Here is a 22,918-nt window from a genome sequence, read left to right as displayed (position 1 = left end):
ATCACGACAGCGCCACCCCATTCTCGTCGAACCGCGCGCCCGCGGGCACGTCTACCGCCGGCAACGGCGCGGTCCCGCCCATTCGCTCGTTCAGCCCGAACACGAACGCCAGCACGGTCGCGAGCGCGAGATACAGGTCGTCGCGCACCTCCTGCCCCTCGCGGCTCGTGTAATAGACGGCTCGGGCAAGCATCGGATATTCGAGCACCGGCACCGCCATCTCGCCCGCCGCCGAGCGGATCGCGAGCGCCATCGCGCCGCGCCCCTTGGCGACCACCACCGGCACCGAATCGCGCCCGCGATCGTAGCGCAGCGCCACCGCGAAATGGGTCGGGTTGGTGAGCACGACATGTGCCTCGGCGACCGACTTGCGCGTCGAGCGCGACAGGATCGCGCGCTGCTTGGCGCGGATCTGGCCCTTCACCTCGGGATTGCCTTCGCTCTCCTTGTGCTCGTCCTTCTGCTCCTGCTTGCTCATGCGCAGCTTCTTGAGCCGCTGGAACATCTGCAGCGGCACGTCGATCAGTGCGATACCGGCCAGCCCCATCGCCATGACGATCAGCAGGTGCGTCAGCGTCCCGCCCAATGCACCCACGGCGGCATCGAGGTTCGACCGTGCGAGGCCGAGCGTGACGCGTGCTGATTGCATCAGCAGCCACACGCCGATCGTGCCGAGCAGCGCGACCTTGAGCAGCGATTTGCCGAGCTCCATCCAGCCGTTCATGCCGAACATGCGCTTCAGGCCCGAGGCAGGGTTTATGCGATTGCCCTTGGGCGCCATCAGCCCGGCGTTGAAGCCGAGCGAGCCGAGCCCGGCTTGGCTCAGCACTCCCGCCACGACGGTGATCGCGAACAGCGCGCCGAGCCCCGGCAGCAGCTTCCATCCAGCGATCACGAGCGGGCGGAACGGCTGGAAATCCTCGATATCGCCACGGCCGAAGCGGAAGCTCTGCGTCATGATCTCCTTGCAGGCAACGACCAGCGACGGGCCGAAGAACACGATCCACACGACCCCCGCGAGCACGACGAGCGCGGTCGCAAACTCGCGTGATTTGAGGATGTCACCCTTCTTGACCGCGTCCTTGAGACGCTTCTGAGAGGGGGCTTCTGTCTTTTCGCCGAACTCGTCCGCCATCAGCCGAGCACCAGGCTGTTGGCGGCCTCAAGGCCCTCGCGCACGATCACCAGCATGTAATCACCCATCGCCGGAAACGCTGCCGCCATCGCGATCACGCCGACCGCGAGGCTCGCAGGCAGGCCGATCGAGAACAGGTTGAGCGCGGGCGCCGAGCGCGAGATCATGCCGACGACGAGGTTGAGGCACAGCAACAGGAACCCCACCGGCAGCGCGAGCAGCAGGCCGGAGAGGAAAGCGTAGCCGCCGAACATCGCGATGTCGCGCATCTGCCCCGGCGCGAGCCACGCCGCGCCGGGCGGGAGCGCGACGTAGCTCCGCGCGACCGTGTCGACGAGCACGAGGTGGCCATCGATCGACAGGAACAGCAGCGTCAACAAGATCGACAGGAACTGGCCGATCGCGGGGCTCGAGCGGCCTGAATTGGGGTCGATCATGTTGGCAAAGCCGATCCCCATCGATCCGCCGATCACCTCACCCGCGATCAGCGGCGCGGCAAAGGCGATTTGCAGGATGAAGCCGAGCGCCAGCCCGATCAGCGCCTCGGCCGCCACCGCCATGAAGGTCGCGAGCCCGAACACTTGCGCGGGCGGGGTGATCGTCTGCGTGCCGAGCACCAGCACGCCGATCGCGCCGGCCAGCGTGATGCGCGCGGGCAGCGGCACCGAGACGTTGCCAAACATCGGCGCCGCGATGAAGGTGGCGCCGACGCGTACCATCACGAACACGAGTGCCCAGATCTGCGGCTCGATCGAGAGGCCGAGGCCAAGCATCGCCTAGCGGACGAGATCCGGGATGCGATCGAAGATCGACAGCGTGAAGTCACTGAGCAGCCCCAGGATCATCGCGCCGAAGATCACCAGCGAGAAGCCAACGACGATCAGCTTGGGCACGAAGCTCAGCGTCTGTTCCTGGATCGACGTCGCGGCCTGCACCATGCCCAGGATCAGCCCCGACACCAGCGCCGGGATCAGGATCGGCGCGGCGGCGAGCGCGAGCACCCACAAGGTCTGGTTCGCGACTGTGAGGAAGTAATCTGCGTCTACCATGATATCTTCCGTACCGGGTTCACGTCGCGAAACTGTTGGCGAGGCTGCCCATCGTCAGCGCCCAGCCATCGACCAGCACGAACAGCAGCAATTTGAACGGCAGCGAGATGATCGTCGGGCTGAGCATCGCCATGCCGAGACTCATCAGCACCGTCGCGACGACGAGATCGATCACGAGGAACGGCAGGAAGACGAGGAAGCCGATCTGGAACGCGGTCTTCAGCTCGCTCGTCACGAAAGCGGGCAGCAGAACCGAAAAGGGGATGTCCCTGGGGCTCGCGTACGGGCCGGACTTGGCCATTTCGGCGAACATCGTGACGTCCTTCACGCGCGTCTGCTTGGCCATGAATGCGTGCAGCGGGGCGCCGGCGGTCTTGATCAGGTCAGTTCCGCCCATTCGGCCGGCGGCATAAGGCTGGATCGCGGTCGTGTTGATCTGGCTGATCACGGGCGCCATGATGAAGAACGACAGGAACAGGCTCAGCCCGACCAGCACCTGATTTGGCGGCGTCTGCTGCAGGCCGAGCGCCTGGCGCAGGATCGACAGCACGATAATGATCCGCGTGAAGCTCGTCATCATCAGCAGGATGCCCGGCAAAATGCTGAGCAGGCCCATGATGATAAGCACTTGCAGCGACAGCGACAGCGAACCCGAGCCGTTCTGCCCGCCACCCAGCTGCCCCAGCGCGCGATCGACCGCATCGCCCGCGCCCGGCACCGTCGGGGCGGCGGGCGGCAGCGGCGCGCCTTGCGCGAGCGCCGGCATCGCCACGATCAGCGCGATCAGCAACGCGAAAGCGATCAGCAGCGCCTTCGTCCATGAGGGGCGGGTCGCGCGCTCCCCCGCACCGTTGCGGAAGAGTGCCGGGCCGGTGCCGCTACGCGTGACGCTCACGGCAGCAGCGTCCGGGCATCGGCACGATCGACCAGGTTCACGCCGCCACGGCCGACCGACACGAGCAGGCGCTTGCCCTCGAAATCGATCACCGCGAGACGCAGGCCGGGCGAAATCATCATCGTTTCCTTGACTGAGATCATCCGCGTGTCGGCGCGCCCCGGCATCCGGCTCTCGATCCGCCGCCAGAGATAGAGGCAACCGATCATCAGCCCGCAGACGAGCGGGAGCAGCACCAGCAGCTTGAGGACATAGGACCACATCATGGCGCTGGATCAGCCGCGCTTGTCGGGATTGACGAGCTCGGTCATGCGCACGCCGAAGCGGTCACCCACCGTCACCACTTCGCCGCGGCCGATCAGCGTGCCGTTGACGAACACGTCGAGCAGCTCGTTCGCCTGCCGGTCGAGCTCGATCACGCTGGATTCGCCCAGCGCGAGCAATTCGCGCAGCGTGAGGCTGGTCGATCCGATCTCGACGGTGAGCTTGACGTCGACGTCCTGCAGCAGCCGGAAGTTGGCCGCCAAGGCGCCGTCGACGGGGAATCCGCCGGCCATGTCGTTCATGGTTTCAGTCCTTCGAGAGAAGCAAGTGAGGTCAGCCGGATCGCGGCATGGCCATTAGACGTGCCGACGGTGCCGGTGCCGAGCCGGTCACCACCGACCATCACCGGTACGTCAGTGCCGAAGCTGAGCGGGATGACGTCGCCGGGCTGGAGCGCCATCAGCTTGGATAGGCGGATTGACGGCTCGGCGAGGACCGAACGCACCGGGAAACGGATGTTCATCGCCGCACGGGTGAGCGCTGTCTGCCACTCGGCATCTTCCGCCGCAGCCTTGGCGACGACCTTGCCGGTCAGTGCCGTGCCGTGCGGCTTGAGCGCCGATACGGGGTAGACGAGATCAACGAACTGCGGCTTGCCTACACCCCGCGCGATCCCGAACCGAGTGACGATCATGGCATCGTCGCCCTCGAAACCAGCCAGCATCGCGCCATTGGCCTCGCACCGCCCGACCGTGAAGGAAACGCGTGCCAGCGGCTCCCAGGCAGCAGTCAGCGGAACGGCGATCATCTGCCCGAGCCGACCAACCATCGCCTCGGCCGCGGGGGAAAATTCAGCCGGCATGTCGGCCGGCACCGCGCCTGTGCCGCCAAAGAACAGATCGAGCAGCTCGAGCACGAACTTGCCCTCGATCACCAGCAGCGCGGTGCGCTCGTCCATGCCCAGCGGCAGCCACGCGGTCAGCTTGTCGGGGCGCTCGGCGCGGTAATCGGCGAAGCGTTGCACCGCGAGCGGCTCGGCCCATGCGCGGACTTCCTCGCGCAGCAACGGCTCGAACACGCCGCGCAACCCCCGCGCGAGGCGCGCGGAAAGATGCTGCAGCGTGTGCAGGTCGCCGAACGGATTGAGCTTCACCTGCCCCAGAGTGCCCGGTTTCAGGGCCTGGGGACGAGCGCGCTCGCGTCGATCGGTTGCAGCAGTGGACGCGGCGTTAACCATGCCTCACTGAATAACGAAATTGGTAAAGTAGACGTTACTAACCCCACCAAAGCCCTCTTTTTGCTTCAGCGTCGCGTTGATCGATGCGACGAGCCGCTTGGCCAGAATGGCCTTGCCCTGCGACGTGAACACCTGATCCTCGGTGGTGTCGCCGAGCGCCATCAGCACCGCGGAGCGGATCGCAATGTCGTTGGTCTTGATGTTCTGGATGACCTTGTCGTCATACGGCGTCGAGAGGGCGAGGCCGACCTGGATGAAATGCACCGAATCCTGCAGGTTCGCGGTGAAATCCTTTTCCATGGCGTAATAGTTCGATGCGTAGCGCTCGCCGCCCTCGCCTTCCGGCGTTGGTTTGCCGGCATGGTCGGATCCGCCGCCCTCGCCTTCACCGCTGCCGCCTTCACCCCCTTCGGCGCCCTCGCCACCGCGCTTCTGCTCGCTCTTGGGCACCAGCTTGGGCTTGTTCTCGTCCTTTGCGGAAGCGTGGTCGCCGCCGATCATGCCCGAGCCAGCGGCATAGAGCCCCGCACCCACGCCGCCGCCGATCAGCACGATGCCGCCGACCGCCATGACGATGATCTTGCCGAGCTTGCCCTTCTTCTTGGGCGACGCATCGGCCGTGGCCGTTTCCTTGTCACTCATGGTTCAATCCCCCGATTTCCTACGCGACACGTTCGTCCGCCGTTGCGTCCTCGTCCGCGGACGATGCTCGCGATGCGATGATGGATGGCGCCGACGCGGCGGCGCGCTGCTGCTGGTGCGGCTGCCCGCCGCCGTCGCCGGAGTGCATCGAAAGCCGCAGCCCCTTCGCCTCGGCAAGTTCGGCGAGCTTGGGCTGCGCCTCCGCAAGCAGTTGCCGCGTTTCGGCGGCTTGCGCGGTGAATTGTACTTGGACGCCATCGCCATCGCGGCGCAGCGACACGTCGATCGCGCCGAGCTTGTCGGGCATCAGGCGAATGCTGGTATCGACCGCATCGACGGCATCGCGCAGCAGCTCAATCCGCTCGATCATCTTCGTCGGCCACGTTTCACGCGCCATGTCGAGCGGGGCGTGGCGGGGGGTGTCGATGGTGATGGGGCGGGTAGCGAGATCGACGATCGGGGTCAGCAGGCCGGGCGTGGGATCGCTCGTCGCCGGGCGGCGCTCGTCTCGCACCGCGCGCTGGATCGCGGCGGCGAACATCTGCGATGCGGGCGCGATGCGGGTAGGTGGAAGCTCGGCGGGCGCGGGACGGGCGGCTGGTTGAGCGATCTCAACTGCTGTCGCTGGTGCCCTTTCCGCTGAGCCAGGAGCTTTGTTGTCGAGCGGTTTGAGGGATTGCGTAGTTCCTGCCGCTGTAGGTTCCGTTGTCAGCGGGGCGCTCGGTGTGAGCGACGCAACGGCCGCGAGTACTGGCGACGCGATCGCTGCGACTCTTAGCTCGGGGGACGGCATCGCTGAGCCCTCAACCGTCGTTCCCCGGCGAAGGCCGGGGCCCAGGATCGGGCTGCTCGTAACTGGGCCCCGGCCTTCGCCGGGGAACAGCGTGGTCACATGGGCTGCGTCTGACTGTGGCGGCGCAGGAAGTGCGAAGGCCTGGATCCCTAAAGGAACCTGATCGCGCATAGGCGATCTTGCCGAGGGTAATACCGGTTCGCCTGCGACCGCAGCTTTAGAAGCGGCCAGCCGCCGCTTAGGCAGAGCAACGATCTCGCCGGTGACAATTACCTCATTCGGCGCGGCAGTAAGCGACGACCCGAGTGCCACCGCCGACGGCCGCACAGGCGGAGCAACGACGGTCGGTGTGGTCCCGCCAGAATTGATCGGAGCGGCGCCTGCCCCACCTTCCCCCTTCATGGCATCTACCGGCGGGCAAACCGTTTGCCACAGAAGCGGCGACACCCACGCAGTCTCATCGGCATCGTTCTCGCCAAGGTCGGTTGCCGGCAATGCGTTGCCGCCTTCGGCATCGCGTTGCCGCGGCAGCACCGGGGCGACGACACCTGGCAGCAGCGCGTCGAAACGCGTGCCGGCCGGCATGATCGCCGGCGACACGCCGGGCGCAGCGATCGGGAGCGCCGGGGAAAGGAACGGGATCGGCATCATGGAGCGGGTCGAAGTCTCGTCGCAAAGCTATTGACGAGTAGTTCAGCAAGGATCGTGCCGGATCTTCCGGGTCGGCGGCGCTTCCTGCAGCGCGCGGATCGCGCGGAGCGCAGCGTCCGCCTCGGCGCGCGCGAGGAGCTTCTCGACCGCGGTCTGATCGCGCTTGGCCGACTGCCGCGCTTCGAGCGCGCGCGTCGCGGCAGCTTCAGCCGCGCGAACGCGATTGTCGGCCGCTTCGGCGGTGCGGTGCAGCTTCTCGCGGTAATGCGCCTGCGCCGCGATCGAGACCGCTGCACTGTCGCCCTCGCTCGGCGAGACCGCCGCGGCGAGCTGCGAAATGCGGTGCGAGAGCGCAGCCTCGCTCGCCGCCTGTTCGCGCGCCCGCGCCTCGGCCGCCTGCGCCATGCCGAGCTGAAGCGTGCGGACGCGGTGGATGCGCGCGAGCTTCTTGCTATCCATCGCCGAACACGCCGGTCAGTTCCTCGATCGAATCCTCGAGCGGTACGCTCGCGTCAGCATCCTGCTTGACGAATTCCATCACCGCCGGGTGGTAAGCGATGGCGGCATCGATCGCCGGATCGGCACCGGCGCGATACGCGCCCATCAGCACGAGATCGCGATTTTCCTCGTACGTCGCCAGGTGCCGGCGGAGCACGCGCGCGGCGCCGACGTGCCGCTTGTCGGCAATGTCGGTCATCACGCGACTGACCGACTTCGACACGTCGATCGCCGGGTAAACGCCGTGCTCGGCGAGCGCGCGGCTCAGCACGATATGGCCGTCGAGGATCGAGCGCGCCGAATCCACGACCGGGTCGTTGCCGTCGTCGCCGTCCGCCAGCACGGTGTAGATCGCAGTGATCGAGCCGCCGGTATTCACGTCGGTGCCGGCGCGCTCGATCAGGTTAGGCAGCATCGCGATCGCCGACGGTGGATAGCCGCGCGCTGACGCGGGCTCGCCGAGCGCAAGCCCGATCTCACGCCCGGCATGCGCGACGCGGGTGAGCGAATCCATGATGAGGAGGACGTTCTTGCCCTCGTCGCGGAACGCCTCCGCGATCGCGGTCGCCCGAAGCGCGCCGCGGATGCGCAGGACGGGGGAATGATTGGCCGGAACCGCGACGACCACCGAACGCTTGCGCGCCGCGCCCGCGACCTTGGTTTCGAGGAAGTCTGAGACTTCGCGGCTGCGCTCGCCAATCAGGCCGATCACGACCACGTCGGCGGCAGCCGCGCGCACGATCATGCCGAGCAGCACCGACTTGCCGACGCCCGAGCCCGCCATGATGCCGACGCGCTGGCCCTGCCCGATCGTCAACAGTCCGTTGATCGCGCGCACGCCGACGTCCAGCGGCTGAAGCACGCGGCCACGATCGAGCGGTGACTGGAGCTTGCCGGCAAGTGGCCAGCGTCGCGCGCCGCGGATCGGGCCGAGCCCGTCGATCGGTTTGCCCGCGCCATCGACGACGCGGCCGAGCAGCGCGCTACCCACCTCCGCCTCGCCCGGCGCGCCGATCGGGCGGACCGGCATTTGCGGCAGCAGCGCAGCCGGGCCGCCAAGGTTCATCAGCAGCGTGCGGCCGTTGCGGAAGCCGATTACCTCGGCCTCGACGCCAACACCGCCCTGGACCGACTTTGGCTCCCCGACCTGGCAAACGGTGCCGACCGGCAGCGTGAGGCCGACCGCCTCCATCAGCAGGCCATCGAACGACGCGAGCCGCCCGGCGACCTTGGGCGCAGGCCGGAAATCGGCATTGCCGAGCGCGTCGAGATAGTCGGCGGTGAAGCGGTTCAGCATGGGGTTCCGGGGTAGCTCGCCGCCCTGAACGGGAGGCGTGAAAGGATGGTCAGCTCGGCACGGCAACCTTGTCGAGCGCCTGCGTCAGTTGCTCGAGCCACAGTTCCGGGCCGTCCTCGACGATCGTCGAGGCAGCCTCGAGCACGAATGCACCGCGCGACAGATGCGGGTCGCCGACCGCGAAGATCGTGGCCGGCAGTCGGCCGTCGAGCAGCGGCACGTCGGCCGGGTTGAGCCGCAGGATCGCGCTTTCCGAGGCATCGGCGAGCAACTCCGCCGCCGCCTCGACGCGACCGGTAAGCAAGTCCGCCGACACGCCGACTTCGCCGACCAGCCGCGACACGAGATGAAGCACCGTCTGGCGAAGCTGCTGCGCGATACGATCACGGTCGACGCGATCTTCTGACTGCAGCGCCGCCAGCACGCCTTCGACCAGCACGAGATCGCGCCGCGCGGCCTCGTCCTGTTCCGCGCGCGCCGCGGCAAACCCTTCGTCATAGCCCTCGCGCCGCGCTTCCTCGACCGGATCGATGAACGGGGCGGCGGGCGTGGTCGGATCGAGCGGATCCCAGCCCTCGGTGGGGTTTGTCGCGGGATTGGCGGGGGCGTAGCTCTTGGGGCCAGCTTCGCTGCTGAACGCTTCCTCGATCCGCGCGATCAGGTCGCCCGGCGAGAAACCGGCGGGGCGATCGCCCAGCACGCGGCGCAGCCGGATCGCAGCGTCGTCGTGACGCGCCGAGAGACCGGCGATGAACGCTGGGGCGGGCTCAAACATAATCGTCCTCCCCGCCGCCCATCATGATCGTGCCGTCCTTCGCCAGCGTGCGGGCGATCTGGATGATCACCTTTTGCGCCTCGAGCACTTCGCTAAGCTTCATCGGCCCGCGCGCTTCCATATCGTCGCGAATGCCGTCGGCGGCGCGCGCGGACATGCAGCCGAGGAAGCGGTTGCGCGCTGCCTCGTCGATGCCCTTCAGCGCGCGGGTCAGGATGTCACCGTCGATGCTGCGGATCAGCGTGCCGAGGTTCTTGTCGTCCATGTCGAGGAGGTTGTCGAAGACGAACATCGCCTCCTCGATCGCCTTGGCGGTTTCCTTGTCGAGCTTGAACAGCTTGGGCATCACGCGCTGCTCGGTCGCCTTGCGCGCGCCCTGCAGGATCTTCGCCGCCTCACGCGTGCCGCCCAGCTTCACTTGCGTGCCCTGGCTGGCACTGATCGCGCGATTGCCGATCATCGTCTTTAGCGTATCGACCGCCTCGGGCGTAATCGGGCCGAGCTTGGCGATGCGATGGAGGATCTCGGGCTGCATCGCATCGGGCAATAGTTCGAGCACTTGCGCGCCGACCGCCGGATCAAGGTTCGCGATCAACACCGCGGCGATCTGCGGATGCTCCTTGTCGAGGATCGCGGCGATGTCGCTCGCATCGAGCCAGTCGAGCAGCTCGATCTCGCACGCTGCTTCGGCCGGGGTGATGCGGGCGAGGACGCTTTCTGCCTTTTCCTGGCCAAGCGCGCGGTGCATCACCGCCTCTATCTTGGGCCGCGGATCGAACGTGATGCCGGTGCGCTCGCGCGCACGACCGACAAAATCGTCGAGCACGCCCTCGACATCGGCTTCGCTGACGTCAGCGACAGTGAACATCGCCTTGCCGAGATCGCGGACCTCGTCGGGCTCGAGTTTCTGCAGGATCGAGGCGGCCTCGTCCTCGCCGACCAACATCATCAGCACCGCGGCGCGTTCGACGCCGCTGAAGGTGCGCAGCGGAATGTCGAGGCTCACAGTGCCGGCGCCTTCATCATGTCACGCACCGCGAGCGCTGCCCGCGCGGGATTGTCGCGGGTAAATCCACGTACCGCGCCGATCCGCTCGTCGTAATTGCGGCCCGCCTCGATCTCGTCGAGCGACACCGGCGGGGCGACCGCGATCTCGCCCGCAGAATTCGCCTCGCCATTGGGCGACGATATCGTGCGACCCAGCGCCGGACGGTTCGCCGCATCGACATCCTCGCGCTTCTTCATCAGCGCCTTGGCGAGCGGCCGTACGCCGAGCAGCAGCACCAGCAGCGCAATGATGATCGCAGTGACGTTGCGCGCGAGGATCGGCAGCCAGCTGTTGTCGTACCAGGCAGGGCCGTCGCTATCGGCTTCGGTGCCGCCGGCGAACTTGCGGCTGATCACGGTAACCTGATCGTTGCGCGCCTGATCAAACCCCACCGCCGAACGGACGAGCTGCGTGATCTGGGCGATCTCCGCTGCGGTGCGCCGGCCCTTCTCGGGCTCGCGCAACAGCACCGCGACCGACAGCCGCTTCACGCCGCCGGGCGCCGCGCGCGTCACCGACACTTCCTTGCCGAGATCATAGGCGCGAGCAAATTGATCGGACTGCTTGTTCGCGTTGGGCGCAAGACCGCCAGGCACCGCTTGGCCGGGAGCGATCGGGCGTCCGTCCGCGCCGACCGCCGCCTGCGGCTGCTGCAGCGTGGCGGCGGGTGGTGGCGTGTTGCTGAGCGCACCGGGAATGCCGCCGGGCGCCTCTCCGGCGCCGGCCTGGTTGCCGGTCCACGCCCCGGTCTCGGCCCGCACGACGCCCTGCTTCTCGAAGCTTTCGCGCGTCGCGGAGGTTTCATCCATGTTGACGTCGGCCTGCACCTCGGCGGTGAAGTTGCCCGCGCCGACGAGTGGCGTGAGCAACTGGATCAGCTGGGTCCGGTATTTGTCCTCCATGCGGCGCTGAAGGTTGATGCGCTGATCGCTGCCACTCTCGCCAACGCCGCCTGGCTTGGAGAGGAGCGCGCCCATCTGGTCGACGATCGTCACCGCCTCGGGCTTCATGCCCGGAACCGACGAGGCGACGAGGTTGATGATCGACTGGACTTGCGCTTCGCTGAGCGCACGGCCGCCCTGCAGCTTTACCACCACCGAGGCGCTGGGCTGGGCATTGTCGCGCACGAACACGCTGGATTCGGGCATCGCGAGATGGACGCGCGCCTCGGTGACGGCGTCGATCTCCTGGATCGAGCGGGCGAGTTCGGTTTCGCGCGCCTGGCGCAACCGCTCGCCTTCGACTGCGCGGCTGACGCCCATCGGCAATTGATCGAGGATCGCATAGCCGCCGGGCGCAGCCTTCGGCAGGCCCTGCCCCGCGAGCAGCAGCCGCGCGCGCGAATAATCCTCTTCGTTCACCGTGACGGCGTTGGTGCTCTCGTCGATCCGGCTGTCGATGCTGGCCGCCGACAGCGCGGAGGTGACTGCAGCCTGATCGGCATCGGGGAGCCCAGAAAACAGCGTCTTCTGCGGCGCGCCCGACAATGCGGACCAGGCGAGCGCCGAGGCGCCGATCAGGCTGACCATCAGCGCCATCGGCCCCGCGCGGCGCACCGCGGGCTGCGCAAGCACGCCTTGGATCTGCTTCAGCGGATTGGCGAAGCGCTCGGGAATGACGGGATTGGAGGGAGCGAGTGCGTTTGCCATCTCAGACCGGCATGCTCATGATGTCCTTGTAGGCGGACAGGATCTTGTTGCGGACCTGGAGCGTCGCTTCGAAGCCGACCGACGCCTCCTGGCGGGCGAGCATCACCTTGGCGATGTCGACCGTTTCGCCGCGATCATAGGCTTCGGACAGGGCCGAAGCCTTTTGCGCCTGGGCGTTCACCGATTGGAGCGCATTCTCCATCGTCGTCGCAAAGCTCGTCGCCTGCGCCGGTGCGCTCGGCACCGACGCGGCCCCACTTGCATTAGCGCGGCTCAACGCGGCGTTGCGTTCCAGGATCTGCGCGCGCAGCGCCATCACCCGGTCAATGCCGCCAACACCCCCCACACCACTCATGCCCTCAGTCTCCGATCGTGCGGCGCGGCGATTTCCTCACCCTGTTCGCGCGCCTTCGCCAGGCGGTAACGCAAGGTTCGTTCCGAAATGCCGAGGCGGCGCGCAGTTTCGATCCGGTTGCCGCCGCATGCCTTCATGGTTTCGCGGATCGCCGCGAATTCGGAGAGCTGAACGACATGGCCGAGCGTCGCTGGCTCGTCGGCGGTCGGCACCGCCGCGAGGCGGGCCGGGGCGGCGCGATCGAACAGGATATGCTCCGCCTCGATCGTGTCGCCGCCGCAGAACAGCAGCGCGCGTTGGATGACGTTTTCGAGTTCGCGCACGTTGCCGGGCCAGTCGTAGCCGGCCAGCCGCGTGATCGCCGCTTCGGACGGCCACGGCACCGTCGCGCGCGTGCCAGCGTGGCGCAGGATCATCGTCGCAGCAAGCGCCGGCACGTCCTGCGGCCGATCGGCAAGCGGACGCGTCGTGAGTGGGAAGACCGACAGGCGATAGTACAGATCGGCGCGGAACCGCCCGGCGGCCACTTCGGCCTGCAGATCGCGGTTGGCGCAGGCGACGACGCGCACATCGATCGCCACCGGATGCGTCGCGCCGATCGGCACCACCTCACGCTCCTGCAGCACGCGCAGCAGCTTAGCCTGCAGCGACAGCGGCATCTCTGCGATCTCGTCGAGCACGATCGTGCCGCCGTGCGCCGCGCGAAAGAAGCCTTCCCCGCCCGAAGATGCGCCGGTGAAACTACCCTTCACATGGCCGAACAGCATTGCCTCGAGCATCGTCTCGGGCAGCGCGGCGCAGTTGATCGCGATGAACGGGCCGTCGCGGCGCGCGGAATTGCGGTGGATCGTGCGGGCCAGCACCTCCTTGCCGGTGCCCGTCGGGCCGTTGATGAGGACGGTGATGTCGGCTTCTGCCACACGCTCGGCGAGCGCGAACAGCGCGAGGCTCTCCGGGTCGGCCGCGGTCGGCAGGTCCGGCCCGCCGGCGAGCGCGCGGGCAAAGGCGTTGCCGACGACGGTGTCGCCATGATCGAACGTCAGCCGGGCGGGCGCGCCGTCACGATACGGCACCACCTGCCGCGCGCCACGCGCCAGCACGACGGTGCGCGCAGGGACGGGCGACGCTTCGCCCTCCGCGATCAGCCAGGCGGTGTCGGGCTGCGGCCGGTGCCCCGGTTTCTCGATCGCGAACCCCTGTGCGCGAAGCGACGAGACGAGAGCGATATGATTATCGGCAATCGCGACGGACGGAACGATCGAGCGCATTTTTCCCCCTAACGGAATAAGGTTTCGGTAGCGTTCCAATGGTTAACGACCGGTTGAACCGGCAGCCTGCCGGCAGAATATTTCCGGGCGCATGCCCTCGCGCGCGCACGCAGGGGCATGCGATCGCGCGTGCCCGCGCGCGAGGGGCAGCCGCTTGCCGGGCTTGCCGGAAATTCCGGCTAAATCTTGCCGGTCGGCGGCCGTTTGGGGTCTCGACGGATCGACGCCCGCAAGGGGGGCAGCGGTCTTCGTCGAATCACTCGGAGATCAATCCATGACCGTTATCGCTTCGAACACATCGGCGTTGCGCGCGTCCAACGCGTCGACAATGGCCAACAAGTCGCTCTCCACGTCGATGGAACGCCTGTCGACCGGCAAGCGCATCAACTCCGCGAAGGACGACGCCGCCGGCCTCGCCATCGCCAGCTCGATGACTTCGCAGATCCGTGGCATGAACCAGGGCATCCGCAACGCCAACGACGGCATCAGCCTGGCGCAGACCGCCGAAGGCGCGCTCGACGAAGTATCGAACATGCTCCAGCGCATGCGCGAACTGCGCGTCCAGTCCGAGAACGGCACCTACGCATCGGGCGACAAGCAGAACATCTATTCCGAGCAGAACGCGCTCGCCGATCAGATCCGTTCTGTGATCAGCAACACCTCGTTCAACGGCACGTCGCTGTTCAAGGGCAACGGCACCGCGGGCACCGCGCAGTCGGTGACGATCCAGGCGGGCGCGAACGCGTCCGACACGATCGCGATCAGCATCGACGATCTCAGCAACAACGCTGCCGGCAACGCGCTGTCGACGGTGGTCGATCTCGCCGCCACACCCAACGGCATGGCCGGCGATTCTGCCGCGGCGACGCCGGTCGTGCCGTCGATCGCCGCGTTCGACAACGCGATCTCACAGGTTGCCAGCGTCCGGGCAAAGCTCGGCGCGTCGCAGAACCGGCTGGAAAGCGCGGTCAACAATCTGACCAACAACGCCACCAACCTCAGCGATGCGCGCAGCCGAATCGAGGACGCCGATTTCTCGACCGAAACGACCAACCTCGCCAAGGCGCAGATCCTGAACCAGGCATCGACCGCGATGCTCGCGCAGGCGAACCAGTCGCAGCAGGGCGTGATCCGCCTGCTCGGCTAAGCGTAGCGGAGCCGGCGCCGCCCCCCTCCAAGGGTGTCGGCTCCGTCGTGCCGCCCGGTGTATGGGCGGAAGCAAGCGAAGCCCCGGCGGCCTATGGCCCCCGGGGCTTTTCCGCGTCCGTGCGCCTCTCCTGCCAAGGAGAGAGAAAATGGATGCAACTTTTTCCTAAAGCTCGCTCCGTCGCGGCCGTTTGCAGGTTCGGTGTCTAGGCCTTCGCCTCGGGGGCGGTGGAAGATGCCGGACAATGGAGATCACAATGACTGTTATCGGTAGCAACATCTCATCGCTGCGTGCGAGCAATGCATCGGCCAAGGCGCAGGACATGCTCGCCACCTCGATGGAGCGCCTGTCGACCGGCAAGCGCGTGAATTCGGCGAAGGACGACGCCGCCGGCTTGGCGATCGCCAGCTCGATGACCTCGCAGATCCGCGGCATGAACCAGGGCATCCGCAACGCGAACGACGGCATCAGCCTGGCGCAGACCGCCGAAGGCGCGCTCGACGAAGTCAGCAACATGCTGCAGCGCATGCGCGAGCTGCAGGTCCAGAAGTCGAACGGCACCTATTCGACCAGCGACACCGCGAACATCAAGTCCGAGCAGGACGCACTCGCCGCGCAGATCACCAGCGTCGTCGCCAACACCGCCTTCAACGGCAAGAAGCTGTTCGATGGCACCAATGCGACCGTCACGATCCAGGCAGGCGCGAACACGGCTGACACGGTCACGATGTCGATGACCAACCTGTCGACCGACACCGATCTCGCTGCAGTCTACACCGGCGGCGCAGCAGTCGCCGCTGCGACGCTGACGCAGTACGACACGGCGATTGCCAAGGTCGCGACGACGCGTGCGGGCCTCGGCGCGGCGCAGAACCGCCTTGAGAGCGCGGTCAACAACCTGACCAACAACGCGACGAACCTCAGCGACGCACGCAGCCGGATCGAAGACGCCGACTTCTCGACCGAGACGACCAACCTCGCCAAGGCGCAGATCCTGAGCCAGGCCTCGACCGCGATGCTCGCGCAGGCGAACCAGTCGCAGCAGGGCGTGCTCAAGCTGCTCGGCTAAGCGCCGACGCGGCTCCGGCCCCGCCCCCGCATCGGGGGTCGGAGCCAGCACGTGAACACGAGCCCCGGTGGTCGCATCCGACCGCCGGGGCTTTTGCTTGTCGCGAACGCCGCGCGACCAGCGCTGGTGACAAAAGCCTTAAGTTTCCGCGGGAACGGTCGTTTCGATGAACAGGTGGCGCGGCCACCGCTTTGGGGGGCGGAACGCCCGCGCATTCGGAGTTTCGAACATGACCGTAATCGGAAGCAACATCTCATCGCTGCGCGCGAGCAACGCATCGGCCAAGGCGCAGGACATGCTCGCCACGTCGATGGAGCGCCTGTCGACCGGCAAGCGCATCAACTCCGCCAAGGACGACGCCGCCGGCCTCGCCATTGCCAGCTCGATGACCTCGCAGATCCGCGGCATGAACCAGGGGATCCGCAACGCCAACGACGGCATCTCGATGGCGCAGACCGCAGAGGGCGCGCTCGACGAAGTCAGCAACATGCTCCAGCGCATGCGCGAGCTGCAGGTCCAGAAGACCAACGGCACCTATTCGACGACCGACGCGTCGAACATCACCGCCGAGCAGGAAGCGCTGGCGCAGCAGATCCAGTCGGTCGTCAAGAACACCGCGTTCAACGGCAAGAACCTGTTCGCGACCGCCAACAACAACATCACGATCCAGGCCGGCGCAAACGCCAGCGACACCGTGACGCTGGCCCTGCCCAAGCTCGACGCAGCCTATGCCGCCGGCCCGCCCGCCGTGGGCGAGCTGAGCCAGATCGTCGACTTCACCGCGACCGGCACCGATCCACGCCTCGCCACGGTCGATCTCGCCAAGTTCGACACGGCGATCGCGAGCGTCGCCACCACGCGCGCCGGCCTCGGCGCAGCGCAGAACCGCCTCGAGAGCGCGGTGAACAACCTGACCAGCAACGCGACGAACCTCAGCGACGCGCGCAGCCGGATCGAAGATGCCGACTTCTCGACCGAGACGACCAACCTCGCCAAGGCACAGATCCTGAGCCAGGCATCGACCGCGATGCTGAGCCAGGCGAACCAGTCGCAGCAGGGCGTGCTCAAGCTGCTCGGCTAAGCGGAACGTATCCGCTTCGGCGCCGGCACTGCCCCCGAATGGGTGCAGGTGTCGAACAAGGCCCCGGTTGCCGCAAGGCAGCCGGGGTTTGTCGTTCAACGGATCAGATAATCGATCGGCTTGAAGCTGCCGCCGTTCGAGTCATAAGCGGCGCACGCCGTCAGCCCGATCACCAGGTCCATCTCGGCGCGGAAGGTGATCCGATCGCCCGCCTTGCTGAGCGGCGGCAGCACGCGCAGCTTCCCCGTCTCGCCATCGACCGGCACATTCATGAAGCAGTTGAACGCACTTGGGATCATGTCCTCGGTGACGCCATATGGCGCCAGCGCGGCGGCGAGATTGCCGAAACAGCCGCGATGCAGCGGCTTGTTGGGATAGAAATGGCGGAAGGTATCGAGGCTGCACGGCGTCAGCAGGAAATCGTGCCGCCCGACGTCATCGGCGACAATCGCCAGCATCGCGCGCGAGCGGTTCGAATACAGCGAATGACCGGTCGTGAGGTAGATCGTCTCGGCATAATCGAACGTCCGCCCGGCGGAGATCGCCTCATCCACATCATCGGCATTGAACGCGAGCAGGTCCGAAACCTGACACCCCATCGGGTCGATCACTTCGAGCGTTGCACCAGCGTCGAGCCGGAAGGCCGTTCCGCTGCGCTCGGCGATCCGAACCGCTTCAGTCATTGGCGCCACGATAATGGAACGGACAGCTCCACCCTTCCTCGACAACACGGCCACTATATTGCCGCGCCTCGCTCGACGCGCCGTGACGCGCCAGCATCGGGTTGCGCGATCCGGCCAGTGCCTCGTCTCGCACTAGGATCTTCTCGCGCATCCCCTCATATTGCCCGGCGGCACGGAGGATCTCGAACTGGTCGTGCAGGTTGAAAACCAGCGTTGGCTTGGCGAAGCGTCGCGCCGGGCGGCTGGCGTTGGGATGAATGCCGACGACGAAGAACGCTTCCCCGCCGAAGCTCAACGAGAAATGCGGATCGTCCGGATCGGGGCTGACGCGCGCATCGTACGACTGCCCGCGCCACACATCCTTGTCCGACAGCGATTGCACGCGCGACCATAAGGCACGTTCAAACGTCGGCTCGTCAAGGTCGGTCGGCCCGTCGAAAACCACCGCAAAACTGCGGAATAGCCCAGGCTCCTCACGATACGCCTCGGCGAAGCGCATCAGCCCATCGTGGATGCGCAGATCGTCCCATCCACTGTCGAGCCGGTTGCAGGCAAGGACACTAAGCGTCCCACGCGCCAGCGCTGCCTTTGCGCCGACACATGGAAACAGGCGATCGGAAACATGCTCCTGCAGGAGCGTCTCGAAGTGATCCTGGTCGTTGTGGCGCCAGGGAAACATGGGTGTAGCTGGTTGTGGCATGGACGCGATGTACGCGTAGGCTGGAGCCGTCGTTCCCCTGGATTCAGCTTGATCTGCGTCAACGGCAAGATTCAGCCTTGAATCGCTATGACTTAGCCGTTCGTCAGAAGGCCTCGATCAACTATTCGCCAGCACGGATCAAAGGTTGCGAAGCATCGCCTTCTTTAACTTGGCATGTGCCGCGGCCTTGATCTGGCATACACGTGCGGCCCCGACCCCGAGCACCTGACCGATCTCGTCGAGGTTCAGTTCCTCGACGTGGTAGAGCTGGATCACCATCTGCTCGCGCTCGGGCAAGGCGGTAATCGCAGCGATCAGCCGGTCGCGTTGCTGCCCCTCCGCGAGCTGATCGAAGGCGCTCGGCGTGTCGCTGGCGAACCAGGGCTGATCGTCGGCATAGACTTCGTCGATCGAATCGAACTTCGCCGCTTCGGCGGTGGCATAGTCGGCGCGCAGCTTCTCGACGGAGACGCCGAGCCGGTCCGCCGTCTCGGCCTCCTTGGGCGTGCGTCCCAGTTCGCCGGTTAGCGCCTGGATCGCGCGATGATACTCGCGCCGGCGCTTGATCGCGCCGCGCGTCATCGCGGCGTGGCGACGCAACTCGTCGATCATCGCACCGCGCAGCCGGGTCGCGAGATATTGCTTGAACGTGACTTGCCCGCGATCCTCGAATGATCCGGCCGCTTCGACCAGCGCCACCAATCCTGTTTGCACCAGATCCTCCACTTCGACCGCGGTCGAGACGCTTCCGTGAATATGCCAGGCGAGCCGCCGGACGAGTGGCAGATGCTCGCGCACCAGCGCCCCTTCCTCGCGTGCGCGCGTGCGCGGGGAATAAGTAAGCGGCGTCGGTTGCTCGAACGCGGCGCGATTCGGCTCGGCGCTCATGCCGCCACCATGTGCGGCTGGCCGGCACCGATTGCCGGGTGCGTGTCGTTCGCGCCAATGACGGCGACGACTTCGACCGCCTTGTCCTCGGGGACTTCGAAGAAGCTCATGACGGGGGTATCCGGCAGACAGGTCTTGACGAGCTTGCGGATCGCGACGCGGATCGCGGGCTGCACGACGAGCGCAAATGGCTTGGCCTCGGCGATCATCGGCTCCGCGGCGCGCTGCAGCGCATCGACGATGCGGCGGCCGAGATCGGGCTCGATCACATGCCGACGCGACGGATCGGCGCGCATCGCCTGGCCGAGCAGGCCTTCGAGCCCGCCTTCCAGCGTCATCACGCGCAGCGGCTCGCGCACGCCGCACAGTTTCTGGATGATCAACGGGCCGAGTTCCGGACGGATCAGTTCGACGATCTCCTCGGCATCCTGCGTGCGCTGCGCGATCACCGCGATCGCGGCTGCGATGCGACGGAATTCCTTCAGCGTAATGCCTTCGTTCAGCAGCGCCTTGAGCACGCTCGTCAGCGTCGTCAGCGACAGCGGCTGCGGCACGAGCGAGGCGACGAGCTGCGGGTTGCGCTCCTTGAGGCCGTCGAGCAGCGCCTGCACTTCGTCCGCGCCTAGCATGTCGGCAGAGTTCGCGCCGAGCGCGTGGTTGAGATGCGTCGCGATGACGGTGCCGGAGTCGACCACGAGATAGCCGGCGCCGGTTGCCGCATCGGCATCGCCCGGCGCAATCCACGTCGCATCTAGCCCGAACGTCGGATCCTTTGCTTTCTTGCCCTTCAGGTCACCGAAGCCAGTGCCCGTATCGAGCGCGAGCATCTCGTCGGGCGACACCTGATCCTCGCCGACCACCACGCCGCCGACCAGCAGGCGATAGGTGTAAGGCGCAAGGTTGATGTCGTCGCGCACCTTCACTTGCGGCACGACGAAGCCGAGCTCCTTCGACAGCTGCCGCCGCACGCCAGTGATCCGGCCCATCAGCGGCGCGCCCTTGCGTTCGTCGACCAGCGGCACGAGGCCATAGCCGATGTCGAGGTTGACCATCATGCCGTCGGTCACTTCATCCCAACCGATGCGCGACTGGTCGATCGGCTCGGCGGTGATCGTCTCGATCGGGGCGGGACGTTGCGCGATCTGGCGCAGCTTCCAGGCGGCAAAGCCGGCGATGCCCGCGGCGGGCAGCAGGATAAGGTGCGGCATGCCCGGCATCACGCCGAGCAGCCCGAGCATGCCGGCGACCGGCGCCCAGGTGCGGGGGGATCCAAACTGGCTGCCGATCTGCCCCGCGAGATCCTGTTCGGAGCTGACGCGGGTCACGATCGAGGCCGCCGCGATCGACAGCATCAGCGACGGCAGCTGCGCGACCAGCGCATCGCCGATCGCCAGCAGCGTATAACCCTTGGCAGCATCGGCGATCGTCATGCCGTGGCTCACCGGCCCCAGGATCAGCCCGCCGATGATGTTCGCGGCGAGGATCAGGATCGCGGCGATCGCATCGCCCTTCACGAACTTCGACGAACCATCCATCGAGCCGTAGAAATCGGCCTCGGTCGATACTTCGATGCGCCGCTTCTTGGCATCTTCGGGGGTGATCAGGCCGGCGTTGAGATCGGCGTCGATCGCCATCTGCTTGCCGGGCAGTGCATCGAGCGTGAAGCGCGCGGAGACTTCGGAGACGCGGCCGGCGCCCTTCGTGACGACGATCAGGTTGATGATCATCAGGATCGCGAAGACGAAGATGCCGACGATATAGTCGCCGCCGATCAGGAAGCTGCCGAACGCCTCGATCACATGGCCGGCCGCGGCCTCGCCCTCATGCCCGTGGACCAGCACGACGCGCGTCGAGGCGACATTGAGACCAAGCCGGAACAGCGTTGCGAACAGCAGGACGGTGGGAAAGGACGAGAAATCGAGCGGCTTCTGCGCGTTGAGCGCCACCATCAGCACCGCGAGGCTGATCGCGATGTTGGCGACGAAGAAGATGTCGAGCAGGAAGGCCGGGATCGGCACGACCATGACGACGACGAGCAGCAGGATGGCGGCGGGCAGCGCGGCCTGTCGCGAATTGGCGAGGAACGTCATGCGATCAGCCGCCCATCCGCGCGAGCATCATATAGGCGAGCCGCGCATTGTCGGGCGACGGGCGAAGCAGGCTGGCCTGGCTGAGCCCGCCATTGGCGGGATTGCGGTTCATGGCGGCGGTGGCCCAGCTCATCGCGTCAGACGCGGACTGATTGGCGCCGGTGATCACCGTCGCGCCCTCCATGTCGAGCATCTGCGCGGCGAATTGCAGGCGCGGCAAGGGATTGCCGGTGTTGCCGGTGCTGCCGGCACCGTCCCCGAGCTTCGCGCCGAACCGCTGATAAACCTCGGAGAGTGACCGCGCCGAGCCGTCGCGCTCGAAAAAGACGTTGCGGTTGGCGCGCGCCGCGGCCGGAAACATGCTGGCGGCGGTACGATCGGGCGCAGCCTGCATTGCCTTGAGGAACTGCTTTGCCCCGCCAAGCCCCAGGAAATGCGCCATATAAAGGTCAGTGCCGGTCGCCTCGCGGCCCAGGCTCGCCTCGATCGCATTCTTGTTGTCGGAGGCATGCTCGGCAGCCATGAGCGAGGCCGCCTCGGGATTGTTGCGCAGATCGAGGATCGCGCGGCGCATATTGGGGTCGGTCACCGTCAGGCGCCCGGAAGAATTGCGCTGGATGCCGTTCGCGGCCCAGCCCATGCCGTGCTCGGCGCCGTGATCCTTCACCACCGCGAGCCACGATTGCTCGATGAACTGATATAACCCGCTCGCCGACGAGGTGCGCGCGCGCGCCGACGCGTTGAACCCGCTTTCGACCTTCGCCTGGCCGAGCAGATAGTCGAAATCGATCCCGGTCTTGGCGGCGGCCTGCTGGATCGCGGACTGCACGCGCCCGGCGGCGGCATTGAGGGCGTTAACGGTCATCGTTGCTGAAGCACTTCCCTGTTCGGGAGGCTAATCAGCAAGGAGTGTGCCAGTTATCTGATCCTCCCCAAGCTTTGCTTGGGGAGGGGGACCATGCGCAGCATGGTGGAGGGGAAAAGCCACAAACGACTCTCTCGCGGCTCTCCCCTCCACCACCGCGCTACGCGCGGCGGTCCCCCTCCCCACGCGCAGCGTGGGGAGGACTAATTACGCATAAGCCACCGGACCACGCCGATAGGCGTTGCCTCCCTCGCCGGTCAGCAATTGCAGGCGGCGGCGGACATTTGCCGCCATCAGGTTGACGTAGATGCGGCACGTTTCGTTCAAGCGATCCGCCTCGTTCGCCAGTTCGCGCAATTCCGGCCCGGCGGGGCCGTCGCCCAGATCGCGCAGCATTTCGATCGCGGTCAGCTTCGCCGCGGTCGCGCGCTCGAGGCCGGCAACGTCGTTGGACTTGAGCGCGGCAATCTCGCCGTGCAGCGTATCGATCACCCGGATCAGTGCCTCACGCCTGTTCATGCGACATCCATTCGTAGCGCGCCGCAATCAGCGCGTCGGCGATTGTTGTGGGTGACAGCGGATAGTTGCCCTCGGCAACCGCCTGCTGGATCTTCTTCACGCGATCCACATCGACCGGCGCGGCCACCGAAAGCTGTGCGGCGACCGTGGGCGCCTGCGTCGTCTCGGGCTGCTTGGCTACGCTCACTGCCGCGGCGGGCGCCGCAACGCGCTGTATTTCCGTGATCTTTCGATCGTTTATCAGGGGTTTCACCCCAATCGAGTCTACCATGTCCGCACCTGCTACGCCTCGATCCCGAAGCATCAAACGGCCGATAGGC

At 66.5% G+C, this 22,918-nt stretch carries 26 protein-coding genes; 3 read left to right on the top strand and 23 right to left on the bottom strand.

Annotation, left to right across the window (positions count from 1 at the left end; genetic code table 11):
- Position 1: 1 nt before the first annotated feature.
- From LLW23_RS12705 to LLW23_RS12630, 16 genes are all read right to left on the bottom strand, one after another.
- Positions 2-1,135 (bottom strand): EscU/YscU/HrcU family type III secretion system export apparatus switch protein, encoded by a 1,134-nt coding sequence (locus LLW23_RS12705; protein WP_228945879.1) that lies wholly within the window; start codon positions 1,133-1,135, stop codon positions 2-4.
- Complete coding sequence (gene fliR / locus LLW23_RS12700) at positions 1,135-1,908, bottom strand: flagellar biosynthetic protein FliR (RefSeq protein WP_228945878.1); 774 nt, start codon at positions 1,906-1,908, stop codon at positions 1,135-1,137. The genes LLW23_RS12705 and fliR overlap by 1 nt, the downstream gene beginning before the upstream one ends.
- A gap of 3 nt (positions 1,909-1,911) precedes the next feature.
- Complete coding sequence (locus LLW23_RS12695) at positions 1,912-2,184, bottom strand: flagellar biosynthetic protein FliQ (protein WP_228945877.1); 273 nt, start codon at positions 2,182-2,184, stop codon at positions 1,912-1,914.
- Positions 2,185-2,203: 19 nt separating this feature from the next.
- Complete coding sequence (gene fliP, locus LLW23_RS12690; RefSeq protein ID WP_228945876.1) at positions 2,204-3,079, bottom strand: flagellar type III secretion system pore protein FliP; 876 nt, start codon at positions 3,077-3,079, stop codon at positions 2,204-2,206.
- Complete coding sequence (locus LLW23_RS12685) at positions 3,076-3,345, bottom strand: flagellar biosynthetic protein FliO (protein WP_228945875.1); 270 nt, start codon at positions 3,343-3,345, stop codon at positions 3,076-3,078. Before LLW23_RS12685 ends, fliP begins: the two co-directional genes overlap by 4 nt.
- A 9-nt stretch (positions 3,346-3,354) precedes the next feature.
- Entirely contained in the window at positions 3,355-3,645 is a 291-nt protein-coding gene (fliN, locus tag LLW23_RS12680; RefSeq protein ID WP_228945874.1) for a flagellar motor switch protein FliN, read from the bottom strand.
- Positions 3,642-4,580: a flagellar motor switch protein FliM gene (locus LLW23_RS12675; protein ID WP_228945873.1), complete on the bottom strand. Its 939-nt coding sequence runs from the start codon at positions 4,578-4,580 to the stop codon at positions 3,642-3,644. Before LLW23_RS12675 ends, fliN begins: the two co-directional genes overlap by 4 nt.
- Before the next feature lie 3 nt (positions 4,581-4,583).
- Entirely contained in the window at positions 4,584-5,222 is a 639-nt protein-coding gene (locus LLW23_RS12670) for a flagellar basal body-associated FliL family protein (RefSeq protein WP_228945872.1), read from the bottom strand.
- Between the two features lie 19 nt (positions 5,223-5,241).
- Positions 5,242-5,763: a flagellar hook-length control protein FliK gene (locus LLW23_RS12665; RefSeq protein WP_228945871.1), complete on the bottom strand. Its 522-nt coding sequence runs from the start codon at positions 5,761-5,763 to the stop codon at positions 5,242-5,244.
- 945 nt (positions 5,764-6,708) lie between these two features.
- Complete coding sequence (locus LLW23_RS12660; RefSeq protein WP_228945870.1) at positions 6,709-7,125, bottom strand: hypothetical protein; 417 nt, start codon at positions 7,123-7,125, stop codon at positions 6,709-6,711.
- Positions 7,118-8,461, bottom strand: coding sequence for a FliI/YscN family ATPase (locus LLW23_RS12655; protein WP_228945869.1), 1,344 nt, complete (start codon positions 8,459-8,461; stop codon positions 7,118-7,120). Before LLW23_RS12655 ends, LLW23_RS12660 begins: the two co-directional genes overlap by 8 nt.
- 49 nt (positions 8,462-8,510) lie before the next feature.
- Positions 8,511-9,236, bottom strand: a complete 726-nt coding sequence (locus LLW23_RS12650) for a FliH/SctL family protein (RefSeq protein WP_228945868.1) — start codon at positions 9,234-9,236, stop codon at positions 8,511-8,513.
- Positions 9,229-10,185: a flagellar motor switch protein FliG gene (gene fliG, locus LLW23_RS12645; RefSeq protein ID WP_228948575.1), complete on the bottom strand. Its 957-nt coding sequence runs from the start codon at positions 10,183-10,185 to the stop codon at positions 9,229-9,231. Before fliG ends, LLW23_RS12650 begins: the two co-directional genes overlap by 8 nt.
- Before the next feature lie 53 nt (positions 10,186-10,238).
- Positions 10,239-11,933, bottom strand: coding sequence for a flagellar basal-body MS-ring/collar protein FliF (gene fliF / locus LLW23_RS12640; protein ID WP_228945867.1), 1,695 nt, complete (start codon positions 11,931-11,933; stop codon positions 10,239-10,241).
- Between the two features lies 1 nt (position 11,934).
- Positions 11,935-12,288 (bottom strand): flagellar hook-basal body complex protein FliE, encoded by a 354-nt coding sequence (gene fliE / locus LLW23_RS12635; protein ID WP_228945866.1) that lies wholly within the window; start codon positions 12,286-12,288, stop codon positions 11,935-11,937.
- Positions 12,285-13,556, bottom strand: a complete 1,272-nt coding sequence (locus LLW23_RS12630) for a sigma-54 interaction domain-containing protein (RefSeq protein ID WP_228945865.1) — start codon at positions 13,554-13,556, stop codon at positions 12,285-12,287. The genes fliE and LLW23_RS12630 overlap by 4 nt, the downstream gene beginning before the upstream one ends.
- A gap of 274 nt (positions 13,557-13,830) precedes the next feature.
- On the opposite strand from LLW23_RS12630, the gene LLW23_RS12625 reads away from it, so the two are divergent.
- The 3 genes from LLW23_RS12625 to LLW23_RS12615 all read left to right on the top strand — a co-directional run bounded on the left by LLW23_RS12625 (position 13,831) and on the right by LLW23_RS12615 (position 16,853).
- Positions 13,831-14,703, top strand: a complete 873-nt coding sequence (locus tag LLW23_RS12625; RefSeq protein WP_228945864.1) for a flagellin N-terminal helical domain-containing protein — start codon at positions 13,831-13,833, stop codon at positions 14,701-14,703.
- Between the two features lie 256 nt (positions 14,704-14,959).
- On the top strand, positions 14,960-15,772 hold the full coding sequence (locus LLW23_RS12620) for a flagellin N-terminal helical domain-containing protein (RefSeq protein WP_270049234.1): 813 nt from the start codon (positions 14,960-14,962) through the stop codon (positions 15,770-15,772).
- A gap of 229 nt (positions 15,773-16,001) precedes the next feature.
- Positions 16,002-16,853 (top strand): flagellin N-terminal helical domain-containing protein, encoded by an 852-nt coding sequence (locus LLW23_RS12615; RefSeq protein ID WP_228945862.1) that lies wholly within the window; start codon positions 16,002-16,004, stop codon positions 16,851-16,853.
- Positions 16,854-16,948: 95 nt separating this feature from the next.
- Here LLW23_RS12615 and LLW23_RS12610 read toward each other — a convergent pair whose 3' ends face one another.
- The 7 genes from LLW23_RS12610 to flgM form a co-directional block, all read right to left on the bottom strand.
- Entirely contained in the window at positions 16,949-17,536 is a 588-nt protein-coding gene (locus LLW23_RS12610; RefSeq protein ID WP_228945861.1) for a DUF1989 domain-containing protein, read from the bottom strand.
- Positions 17,529-18,215 carry a guanitoxin biosynthesis heme-dependent pre-guanitoxin N-hydroxylase GntA gene (gntA, locus tag LLW23_RS12605; RefSeq protein ID WP_228945860.1) on the bottom strand — a complete coding sequence of 229 codons (687 nt, stop codon included), beginning with the start codon at positions 18,213-18,215 and terminating at the stop codon, positions 17,529-17,531. Before gntA ends, LLW23_RS12610 begins: the two co-directional genes overlap by 8 nt.
- A 159-nt stretch (positions 18,216-18,374) precedes the next feature.
- Positions 18,375-19,124 (bottom strand): sigma-70 family RNA polymerase sigma factor, encoded by a 750-nt coding sequence (locus tag LLW23_RS12600; RefSeq protein WP_228945859.1) that lies wholly within the window; start codon positions 19,122-19,124, stop codon positions 18,375-18,377.
- A complete protein-coding gene (gene flhA / locus LLW23_RS12595; protein ID WP_228945858.1) occupies positions 19,121-21,214 on the bottom strand; it encodes a flagellar biosynthesis protein FlhA in 2,094 nt (697 codons plus the stop codon). The genes LLW23_RS12600 and flhA overlap by 4 nt, the downstream gene beginning before the upstream one ends.
- Positions 21,215-21,218: 4 nt before the next feature.
- Complete coding sequence (locus LLW23_RS12590; RefSeq protein WP_228945857.1) at positions 21,219-22,079, bottom strand: transglycosylase SLT domain-containing protein; 861 nt, start codon at positions 22,077-22,079, stop codon at positions 21,219-21,221.
- Between the two features lie 207 nt (positions 22,080-22,286).
- Positions 22,287-22,598 carry a flagellar protein FlgN gene (locus tag LLW23_RS12585; protein WP_228945856.1) on the bottom strand — a complete coding sequence of 104 codons (312 nt, stop codon included), beginning with the start codon at positions 22,596-22,598 and terminating at the stop codon, positions 22,287-22,289.
- Complete coding sequence (gene flgM, locus LLW23_RS12580; RefSeq protein WP_228945855.1) at positions 22,585-22,869, bottom strand: flagellar biosynthesis anti-sigma factor FlgM; 285 nt, start codon at positions 22,867-22,869, stop codon at positions 22,585-22,587. Before flgM ends, LLW23_RS12585 begins: the two co-directional genes overlap by 14 nt.
- Positions 22,870-22,918: the final 49 nt, after the last annotated feature.

This window comes from Sphingomonas radiodurans (assembly GCF_020866845.1).
GTDB classification, from domain to species: domain Bacteria; phylum Pseudomonadota; class Alphaproteobacteria; order Sphingomonadales; family Sphingomonadaceae; genus Sphingomonas; species Sphingomonas radiodurans.
The sequence above is the reverse complement of the archived record's forward strand: the minus strand, read 5'-3'. Positions and strand labels throughout refer to the sequence as shown.

What these genes read in the sequence shown, in the direction of transcription:
- LLW23_RS12660 (WP_228945870.1), bottom strand. Translation starts at nt 7,125, where the DNA reads ATGGATAGCAAGAAGCTCGCGCGCATCCACCGCGTCCGCACGCTTCAG.
- fliF (WP_228945867.1), bottom strand. Translation starts at nt 11,933, where the DNA reads ATGGCAAACGCACTCGCTCCCTCCAATCCCGTCATTCCCGAGCGCTTC.
- LLW23_RS12630 (WP_228945865.1), bottom strand. Translation starts at nt 13,556, where the DNA reads ATGCGCTCGATCGTTCCGTCCGTCGCGATTGCCGATAATCATATCGCT.
- LLW23_RS12610 (WP_228945861.1), bottom strand. Translation starts at nt 17,536, where the DNA reads ATGACTGAAGCGGTTCGGATCGCCGAGCGCAGCGGAACGGCCTTCCGG.
- LLW23_RS12615 (WP_228945862.1), top strand. Translation starts at nt 16,002, where the DNA reads ATGACCGTAATCGGAAGCAACATCTCATCGCTGCGCGCGAGCAACGCA.
- LLW23_RS12685 (WP_228945875.1), bottom strand. Translation starts at nt 3,345, where the DNA reads ATGATGTGGTCCTATGTCCTCAAGCTGCTGGTGCTGCTCCCGCTCGTC.
- LLW23_RS12620 (WP_270049234.1), top strand. Translation starts at nt 14,960, where the DNA reads ATGACTGTTATCGGTAGCAACATCTCATCGCTGCGTGCGAGCAATGCA.
- LLW23_RS12650 (WP_228945868.1), bottom strand. Translation starts at nt 9,236, where the DNA reads ATGTTTGAGCCCGCCCCAGCGTTCATCGCCGGTCTCTCGGCGCGTCAC.
- LLW23_RS12585 (WP_228945856.1), bottom strand. Translation starts at nt 22,598, where the DNA reads ATGAACAGGCGTGAGGCACTGATCCGGGTGATCGATACGCTGCACGGC.
- LLW23_RS12590 (WP_228945857.1), bottom strand. Translation starts at nt 22,079, where the DNA reads ATGACCGTTAACGCCCTCAATGCCGCCGCCGGGCGCGTGCAGTCCGCG.
- flgM (WP_228945855.1), bottom strand. Translation starts at nt 22,869, where the DNA reads ATGGTAGACTCGATTGGGGTGAAACCCCTGATAAACGATCGAAAGATC.
- fliG (WP_228948575.1), bottom strand. Translation starts at nt 10,185, where the DNA reads ATGATGTTGGTCGGCGAGGACGAGGCCGCCTCGATCCTGCAGAAACTC.
- LLW23_RS12670 (WP_228945872.1), bottom strand. Translation starts at nt 5,222, where the DNA reads ATGAGTGACAAGGAAACGGCCACGGCCGATGCGTCGCCCAAGAAGAAG.
- LLW23_RS12695 (WP_228945877.1), bottom strand. Translation starts at nt 2,184, where the DNA reads ATGGTAGACGCAGATTACTTCCTCACAGTCGCGAACCAGACCTTGTGG.
- fliR (WP_228945878.1), bottom strand. Translation starts at nt 1,908, where the DNA reads ATGCTTGGCCTCGGCCTCTCGATCGAGCCGCAGATCTGGGCACTCGTG.
- LLW23_RS12655 (WP_228945869.1), bottom strand. Translation starts at nt 8,461, where the DNA reads ATGCTGAACCGCTTCACCGCCGACTATCTCGACGCGCTCGGCAATGCC.
- LLW23_RS12665 (WP_228945871.1), bottom strand. Translation starts at nt 5,763, where the DNA reads ATGTTCGCCGCCGCGATCCAGCGCGCGGTGCGAGACGAGCGCCGCCCG.
- gntA (WP_228945860.1), bottom strand. Translation starts at nt 18,215, where the DNA reads ATGTTTCCCTGGCGCCACAACGACCAGGATCACTTCGAGACGCTCCTG.
- fliE (WP_228945866.1), bottom strand. Translation starts at nt 12,288, where the DNA reads ATGAGTGGTGTGGGGGGTGTTGGCGGCATTGACCGGGTGATGGCGCTG.
- fliN (WP_228945874.1), bottom strand. Translation starts at nt 3,645, where the DNA reads ATGAACGACATGGCCGGCGGATTCCCCGTCGACGGCGCCTTGGCGGCC.
- LLW23_RS12625 (WP_228945864.1), top strand. Translation starts at nt 13,831, where the DNA reads ATGACCGTTATCGCTTCGAACACATCGGCGTTGCGCGCGTCCAACGCG.
- LLW23_RS12705 (WP_228945879.1), bottom strand. Translation starts at nt 1,135, where the DNA reads ATGGCGGACGAGTTCGGCGAAAAGACAGAAGCCCCCTCTCAGAAGCGT.
- flhA (WP_228945858.1), bottom strand. Translation starts at nt 21,214, where the DNA reads ATGACGTTCCTCGCCAATTCGCGACAGGCCGCGCTGCCCGCCGCCATC.
- LLW23_RS12600 (WP_228945859.1), bottom strand. Translation starts at nt 19,124, where the DNA reads ATGAGCGCCGAGCCGAATCGCGCCGCGTTCGAGCAACCGACGCCGCTT.
- LLW23_RS12675 (WP_228945873.1), bottom strand. Translation starts at nt 4,580, where the DNA reads ATGGTTAACGCCGCGTCCACTGCTGCAACCGATCGACGCGAGCGCGCT.